At 38.4% G+C, this 8,707-nt stretch carries 7 protein-coding genes and 1 pseudogene; all 8 read right to left on the bottom strand.

The features are described from left to right. Positions 1-266, bottom strand: a 266-nt coding sequence (locus tag GX437_12380; protein ID NLJ08451.1) for a hydroxymethylglutaryl-CoA lyase, incomplete at its 3' end; no start/stop codon positions are given. A 110-nt stretch (positions 267-376) separates the two neighbouring features. Then, entirely contained in the window at positions 377-679 is a 303-nt protein-coding gene (locus GX437_12375) for a four helix bundle protein (GenBank protein ID NLJ08450.1), read from the bottom strand. Between the two features lie 75 nt (positions 680-754). Further along, positions 755-1,897 carry an acyl-CoA dehydrogenase gene (locus tag GX437_12370; protein NLJ08449.1) on the bottom strand — a complete coding sequence of 381 codons (1,143 nt, stop codon included), beginning with the start codon at positions 1,895-1,897 and terminating at the stop codon, positions 755-757. A 96-nt stretch (positions 1,898-1,993) separates the two neighbouring features. Then, positions 1,994-4,156 carry a biotin/lipoyl-binding protein gene (locus tag GX437_12365; protein NLJ08448.1) on the bottom strand — a complete coding sequence of 721 codons (2,163 nt, stop codon included), beginning with the start codon at positions 4,154-4,156 and terminating at the stop codon, positions 1,994-1,996. A 269-nt stretch (positions 4,157-4,425) separates the two neighbouring features. Continuing rightward, positions 4,426-5,592, bottom strand: coding sequence for an ATP-binding protein (locus tag GX437_12360; protein NLJ08447.1), 1,167 nt, complete (start codon positions 5,590-5,592; stop codon positions 4,426-4,428). A gap of 176 nt (positions 5,593-5,768) precedes the next feature. Continuing rightward, the gene (locus tag GX437_12355) at positions 5,769-6,554 is read right to left on the bottom strand and encodes an enoyl-CoA hydratase/isomerase family protein (GenBank protein NLJ08446.1); all 786 of its coding nucleotides are present in this window, start codon (positions 6,552-6,554) and stop codon (positions 5,769-5,771) included. Positions 6,555-6,681: 127 nt separating this feature from the next. After that, positions 6,682-6,956, bottom strand: a pseudogene (locus tag GX437_12350) (four helix bundle protein). 48 nt (positions 6,957-7,004) lie between these two features. Further along, positions 7,005-8,615 carry a methylcrotonoyl-CoA carboxylase gene (locus GX437_12345; GenBank protein NLJ08445.1) on the bottom strand — a complete coding sequence of 537 codons (1,611 nt, stop codon included), beginning with the start codon at positions 8,613-8,615 and terminating at the stop codon, positions 7,005-7,007. Positions 8,616-8,707 lie beyond the last annotated feature (92 nt).

Genomic DNA, 8,707 nt, shown 5'->3' with positions numbered 1-8,707 from the left:
GCTACCAACACCATGATTTCAGAGGTTGAATCTTCTTTCTTAATCCCATCAATTACTTGTGCTGTATCTGCCATCTGAGGAACGGCAGCGGGAGAAACAAAACTGCCAACATCAATAATGTCAAAGCCGACTTGTAATAAATAGTTGATATACTGTATTTTACGATCAGCAGGAATAATGGTTTTCAATCCCTGCATGGCATCGCGGGGGGATTCGATAATGTGAATAGTTTTTAGGTTATTGGTATTTGGGGTTGCAGGTTTCAAGTTTCAGGTTTTAAGTTTCAGGTTTCAGGTTTGTTTAAGTATTCTATTTTTTTGACTTCCAATCTTTTTCAACATATTGAATAAAATTATTAATCTTTTTTCCTGATTCCTTATTCTTTATGCAATTCCATCCAATTTATTAATTCAGGGTAAAGTCGGTTTAACATGAAAATTTGTGAAGTAACCTCATCACTTGATGAATGAGTAAAAATAAGAAATCTGATAAACTCTTCTTTATTTATTTTTCTGCCATATCCTTCAACTATTGTATCAGGAATATGTTTTGACGCCCTTCTTATTTGACTTCCTTGCTCATACAATTCTAATGTAGGTAATTTAAGTGAAATATTATGGACTTTTATTGCCAACTCAAAAGAAATCTTAAATATTTCCGAGTCCCTGTAACTACTCATATCTTGAAATTTCAATTAACCTGCAATTTGCAACCTGTAACTTGCAACTTACAACTTACAACTTACAACAATTCTCTAGCACCCAATATACCTCGAAATAACCAGCCGCTGAATCTCTGATGTCCCTTCGCCAATCTGGAGCAGTCTTTGGTCGCGGTAGAATCGTTCGATGTCATAGTCTTTCATGAGACCGTAACCACCATGAATCTGGAGGGCTTCATCGGCCACCTGTTTGGCTATTTCTGAGCAATAAAGTTTTGCCATTGCAGAGTACATGGCAAAGGGCTGATGATTGTCTTTCAGCCAGCAGGCTTTATAAAGAAGAGCACGTGCATGTTCAATTTTGACGGCCATATCAGCCAGCTTAAAAGCAGTAACCTGAAATTTAATGATAGGCTTTCCAAACTGTTTACGTTCCTTGGCATATTGCATAGCCATTTCAAAAGCTCCCTGAGCACAACCCAAACCCATTGCTGCAATGGAAAGACGTCCGCTGTCGAGAGTTTGTAGCATGATTTTAGAGCCTTCACCTATTCCGCCCAGCATATTTTTTTCAGGGACACGGCAATCATCGAAGTAAAGTTCAGCGGTGTCGGAAGCACGCCACATCATTTTTCCATGCATAGGAACAGCTTTATATCCGGGAGTTCCGGTGGGGACAATAAAATTGGTGAATTCCTTCTCACCATTTTCTTTTACATCTGTAACAGCCTGAACTGTAGCGCCAATGGAGATAGGGGAGGAAGCATTCGTGATAAATATTTTGGAGCCGTTAATGACCCAGGAATCACCATCTTTCACTGCACGGGTTTTCGAGCCACGTGAGTCAGACCCGGCTTCTGGCTCTGTCAGTCCAAATGCCCAAAGTGCTTCTCCCGTACATAGTTTAGGTAAATATTCTTCTTTTTGTTCTTTTGTGCCATAATAGTAAATAGGTCCGATGCCAAGCGAATTATGAGCCGCAAGAGTAGCACCCTGTGATCCGTCAACCCTGGAAATTTCCTCAACCGCAATGATATAAGAAAGGGTATCCAGACCCTGGCCACCATATTCAGGGGGAAGATACATACCAAAAAGTCCAAGTTCTCCCATCATTTTGGTGAGTTCAACCGAAAATTCAGCTTTTTCATCAAGCTCTTTTGCCCGGGGTTTAATTTCCCGCTCTGCAAAGTCACGTACGGTTTGTCTGATTAGCTCATGTTCTTCTGTAATATACATAGTTTTGTTTTTTTGAATGTTTTAATGGCAGGCAATTTAAAGAGTTTGTTTAAACCTGCAAAGAAGTAATATGAGTTTTTTTATGGTAAAAAATAATTATTCAATAATGGCTAAAACCTGCCCGACATCTACCATTTCTCCGATACTGACCTTTATTTCCTTAATCTTTCCGCTTTTTGGGGCTTCGATATTATTTTCCATTTTCATGGCATCAATCACAATAACATAATCTCCCTTTTTAACTTCATCTCCGTTTTTTACCAGTATTTTGAAAATTTTTCCGGGAATGGGTGCTTTTACCTGATTGATGTCATTGGCGGAACCTGAGTCTGATTTTACGGCTTTGATTTCACTGGTGAGAAGGTCTTCCCTTGAAAGACAAAATTCCTTGTTATTAATTGACACAATGGTCCCGTTTTCACATGATGAAAATGAAGCTGTCAGTTTTTTATCGTTGATACTAAAATCTAATTCTGCTTCTCCCAGATGAAGTATTTTAACAAAATATTCTTTTCCTTCAATGACAAATTCATACTGGTCTTTTAAAATCTCATGCATTTCTGCCTCCAGCCTTCCGCTTTCAGATAATACAGGTATTGTCATGATGTGTCGCCAGAATCCTATACTTGTCCAGAGATTTTGCGTGTAAAAACTGTCATTGTTTAATACTGGTTCATTTACCGTGTAAAGAATCAGAGCAATACATGCTTCGTGAAGGGTGCCTTCTTCTTTACTGAATCCTGAGCGTACGGGAGCTTGTTTGACATTCATACTTATCATCGTTTTATTTTCTTTTTCAGCTAAAATTTTTTCCATTTCTGTTTCGAAGCGTTGTTTGGCAACGCCTGATTTGTAATCCCGGTACTGGGTGTCGTGCATGGCAAATTCAAACAATTCTTCATCGTCCTGTCCACGTTCCCATCCCAGCTCTTCCATCTCTTTTATATATTTAGGCAGTTCATCCGGGAATGCATCCTGTGGATTGCCTTCATAAAATTCAAGTCCTTTTTCCTTTGCTAAATCAATTATTTCAGGAGCCAAGGGCCCTGGAAGTTTTCCGGCTTTCCCCAGAATCATATCCCAGGTATTTTTGTCAATCTGTGAGAAACGTTTTTCTCCTTTTGACATCTGCAGAATATTTATTAAGGCAGTATTTTTAACATACTGACTAAATGGAGTAACCAGAGGCGGATAGCCAAGCATAGGCCAGATATAGGCTGTTTCTTCAAACATCTGAACCATCAGTTCGTCCACGTTCAGCTCATTTTGGCCTCTGTTTTTCAAATTCATATTGATGGCCTGATGAACCCCTTTCAGGTCAGCCATTAAGCTGCCCATCATACCCCCCGGAAGACCGGATTGTACGAGTAAAGAGGTCATTTGCTTGTTTCTGGGATCAATGAATAACCCTAAAAAGTCATCAATAAATTCCTGTGTTAATGTTCTGGCTTCCATGTATGCCTTCATATTAATATCGGGAACGGCAAAACCATCATCTTTTAGCATTTCGTGAATGGTTATCAGATCGGGATGCACCATACCCCAGGAAAGAGGCTCCATGGCAACATCCAGAATATCAGCACCATTGCGTGCTACTTCCAGCATGGAGGCCACCGAAAAACCAGGTCCTGAATGACCATGATACTGAATGATCAGATGAGGGTATTTGTCTTTGATGGCTTTGGTCAGCTTTCCTAAAGTTGCCGGTCTGCCTATTCCTGCCATGTCTTTGAGGCAAATTTCATCTGTGCCGTATTCAACGGCTTTATCAACAATTTCCATGTAATATTCAACAGTGTGAACAGGAGAAGAAGTAATACACAGGGCTGTCTGCGAAATCATACCTGCCTCTTTGGCAAATTTTATTGACAATTCAAGATTCCTATGGTCATTTAACCCGCAAAAAGAGCGGGCAATATTGGTTCCTTGAGCCTTTTTCACTTTATACATCAGTCTCCTGACATCAGCGGGTACCGGATACATGCGAATGGCATTCAGAGCCCTCTCCAGCATGTGGGTTTTTATTCCTGCCTCGTTAAATGGCTTTGTCCATTCCCTGACAGCTATGTTCGGGTTTTCCCCAAACAGCAGATTTACCTGTTCGAAAGCGCCACCATTGGTCTCAATCCTGTCGAAACATCCCATTTCAATAATTACCGGAGCTATTTTAACAAGCTGATCCACACGGGGAACATATTTCCCTGACGATTGCCACATATCGCGGTAGATAAGACTGAATTTTATTTCTTTTTTGGCCATTGCTGAATTGCTTATTTGTTGAAATTCTTATTAAGATTTATAAATTGCAAAGGTATAAATTAAACATCAACTTAAAGAATCATAAAAAGAATAAAACAGATTTTCAAAAGTATCTTCTGGATATAGTCTGTATTTAATATTGGTTTAATCCGATAAAAACAAGATAAAAATATATGGTAGTAAAGGCTGTTATTTCAAAAAGAATTAAAAATCGGACTCTTTTAACATAGACGTTGATACGGTAGCAGAAATAAAATTTTTTCTATTGTTTATAATACCTTACGCCCGATATTATTATAATTTATAACCTGTACCTGATGCACTTCCTGTTCAATATCTCCGGAGTAAATTAAATATTGGCTGATTTCTTTATTGGAAAACAAATTACTTGCGTATTTAAGCGGCTTTAAAAAATCAGAATGAAATGTCATTGAACTTTTTATCTCAATTAGTTTTAATGAAGAACCAAGCCTGATGATTAAATCAACTTCATTACCGGTTTTATCTCTGAAAAAGAACAAATTTGAATCTTTTCCCTCATTATACCTTGATTTAAGACATTCACTGACAATCAAATTTTCAAACAAAGCGGCTCTACGTGGTTCTCTGCTCATCATTAAACTATTTTCGATACCCAGTAAGTAAGAAGCTAATCCGGTATCATAAAAATATAGTTTAGGTGTTTTCACCAATCTTTTGTTTATATTTTCATAAAATGGCCGGAGAAGGAAAATAACATAGGATGCCTGAAGAACAGATATCCAATGGTTAATAGTTGGAACAGACACACCTGTTTCATTTGCCAGATTTGACATATTGAGCAATTCTCCAATCCTTCCTGCACATAAACGTATAAAACGTTGAAATTTATCAATATCCTTCAGATTAATGATTCTTCTTACGTCTCTTTCTATATATGTTTCATAATAGCTACTGTAAGTAATGTAAACATCAAAACCTTTTGAGTGTATTGCAGGATAAAAACCACGAAACAGTATTTCGTTCAAATCATAGTGAAGATTATACTTTTCAAGTTCGCTCAAGCTTAACGGTAAAAGTTTTAACATTGCAGTTCTGCCTGCCAAAGTTTGAGTAATATCAGAAATTAACGAAAACTGATTACTTCCTGTTATGATATAAGTAAGCTTTTCATTGTTTTGATCAATAATTTCCTGTAAATATGATAAAAGTTCCGGTACATTTTGAATTTCATCCAATATTGCTCCGGTTTTTATCTGACTCAGAAATGATCTGGGATCTTCTTTGACAATTCTTCTTATATCGGGATTTTCAAATGAAAAATAAGGTAAATCAGGAAAAAGTTTTTTTACCAGAGTGGTTTTTCCTGATTGTCTGGGACCTGTAATTGTAATTGAAGGAAAAGTCCCCCTTATCTTATCAATTGTTTTTTCAATCTCTCTGTCAAATATTAACATAAAAATTTTAAGACAAATTTAAAGTTCAACTTTAGATTTGGCAAAATATATATTCTATCGCTAAAAATTTCTTTAGCAAATTCCCTGATTTATTCTCGTTTCTATCCGATAATGAACCTAAGCAAATCTTTCATTTTCAGAAAAATGGATATAACTAAAACGAATTGACAAGATTCTTATTCATTCCAATTCGCTTTTCTTTTTTCCAGAAAACTTGCCATTCCTTCCTGTCCTTCTTTGGAGGCACGAAGTTCAGCAATTAATCGGGCGGTGTAGTCAATGGCATCTTCAAACTGCATCTTGTTAGAAATATTGTAAATCAATTGTTTGCAGGCTCTCATGGCTTCGGGGCCACTGCTCATCAAACCGGAAATGTAGGCATTTAATTGGTTTTCAAGTTCTTCTGCAGGTAATGCTTTATTAACCAGACCATATCTTTCAGCTTCAATGCCATCAAACCGTCTGCCACTAACCATCAGGTCTCTTGCACCTCTTTCACCTATTCTTTTAAAGACATACAGGGAAATAGTGGCAGGGGCAATTCCCAGCTTTACTTCACTGAAGGCAAATTTGGTGGTTTCATCACAGAAAACCACATCACAGGCAGCCAGTAATCCGTTGGCTCCGCCCATGGCAGCACCATGAACTACGGCAATAGTGGGTTTTGAACAGGTATAAATGGCGTTAAAGCATTTCGCTAATTTCAGACTGTCCTGATAATTTTCATCAAAACCAAAAGCAGCAATGCCTTTCATGTAATTGAGGTCAGCACCGGCACAAAAAGATTTTCCCCTGCCTCTGAGTACAACCACCCTTACTTCAGGCATTCCATTTACTTTTGTAAAAAAATCAATGATTTCTGCAATCATTTCAGCATTCAGGGCATTGTGAACATCCGGTCTGTTTAACCAGACTGTTCCAACTTTTCCTGTAAGTTCAAATTCTATGTTTTTGTATTCCATAATTAATTAATTTCGGATTGCGGATTGAACAAAATTTCGGATTGTTTTGATTTCGGATTGCGGATATACACATCCCTGCGGGATAGCGAACAAAATTTCGGATTGAGATAATGAGTGATTTCATTATTTAATATTTAGTTGATTTGGAGGTTTTGCCACTGGCGGTAAAGATAGCAGTAAGTTCTTCAGCTTCTTCTTCAACGATTGCAATTTTAGAAATAAAGTCAGCTTTTGATCTTGCCTGCATGCTGATCTGTAAATTGCACCAACTGAAGTTACTGCCCTTATTAGTTGTTTGGTTATTATGTTTGTTGATGTTTTGTATGGCAAATCTTCAACGGATAAAATCACTTCAATTGCAAATTTCTTTGTCCTTGCTTTCAATAATTCAGGTGTTATCATCATTTATTATTTCTCAATTCGAAATCAACAATTTGCAATCCGCAATTATTACATTCTAAAGACCCCAAACTTCGGCTCATCCCAAATCTTATTCAGCGACATGGAAATACCCATTGCCAGTACTTTTCTGGTGTCAACCGGGTCGATGATGCCATCATCCCACAAACGGGAAGTACTGTAATAGGCCGAACCTTCATAGTCGTATTTGCCGGTTATTTCAGCATACATCTTATCAATTTCTTCCTGTGGCATTTCCATACCTTTCGATCTGTACTGGTCTTGCTTGACGGTAATCAACACATTAGCTGCCTGCATACCACCCATGACAGAAATTTTAGCATTAGGCCACATAAAGAGCAGGCGGGGTCCGAAAGCACGTCCCGACATTCCATAGTTCCCGGCACCAAATGAACCGCCAAAAATTACAGTAAACTTGGGGACATTGGCGTTGGCTACAGCATGAACCATTTTTGCTCCATCTTTAGCTATGCCGTGACGTTCAAATTCTTTACCGACAATGAATCCGGTGATATTCTGAAGAAAAATTAGCGGAATTTTTCGTTCACAGCACAGATTGATAAAATGTGTAGCTTTTATGGCACTTTCTGAGAAAAGAACACCATAATTGGCCAGAATACCCACAGGAAAGCCCATAATATTGGCAAAGCCGGTAACGATGGTTTTGGCATATCTTTCCTTAAACTCATGAAATTCACTGCCATCCACGATGCGGGCAATTATTTCACGGGGATCAATCATTTTTCTGAAATCGATAGGAGCGAGGCCATACAATTCTTCAGGGTCGTAGGCAGGTTCCCTGATTTTGGCAATATCAAGGATTTGTTTAGGTCTGTAATCAAGATTTTCAAAAATATTCCGGCAAATCTGAATGGCATGGGTATCATTTTCAGCGAAATGGTCGGCAACACCCGAAATGCTGGTGTGCACATCCGCTCCGCCCAGTTCCTCAGGGGTAACTACTTCGCCAGTGGCAGCTTTCACCAGAGGAGGTCCTCCAAGGAAAATAGTTCCCTGATTTTTGACGATAATGGTTTCATCACTCATAGCCGGCACATAAGCGCCTCCGGCTGTACAACTGCCCATCACAATAGCCACCTGAGGAATACCCATGGCCGACATACGTGCCTGGTTGTAGAAAAACCTTCCGAAATGCTCTTTGTCGGGGAAAACAGTATCCTGTTCCGGCAGAAATGCACCCCCTGAATCAACAAGATAAACGCAGGGTAAACGGTTTTCCATGGCAATTTCCTGTGCCCTGAGGTGTTTTTTAATAGTCCATTTCATATAGGTTCCGCCTTTTACGGTGGCATCATTGGCAATCAAAACCGTTTCACGGCCATGTATCAGTCCGATACCTGTTATGATTCCGGCAGACGGAAATTCATTATGGTATTGATCATAAGCAGCAAGGGGTGAAAGCTCCAGAAAAGGGGTATTGGGATCAATCAGTTTGTAAATTCTTTCCCTGGCTAATAATTTTCCTCTGCTTTTATGTTTTTTAATCAGATCATTAGTTAAATCCGGAAGGATAACTTTTTTCATCCTTTCCCTGTAAACATGAAGGAGTTTTAAAAATTCTTCCTTGTTTTGCAGAAACTCCTTTGATTGGGTGTCGATTCGGGATTCTATTTTGTACACTTTCTTAAATTTTTAATGATTTACATTGTAATCGAAGTATTTTCAAAGGGGCTAAAATATGACAATTCTGTATTTGGGAAAAATCAAATAAT

The organism is Sphingobacteriales bacterium, assembly GCA_012517435.1.
GTDB lineage: Bacteria > Bacteroidota > Bacteroidia > CAILMK01 > JAAYUY01 > JAAYUY01.
This window is presented reverse-complemented; position numbering and strand designations above follow the sequence as displayed.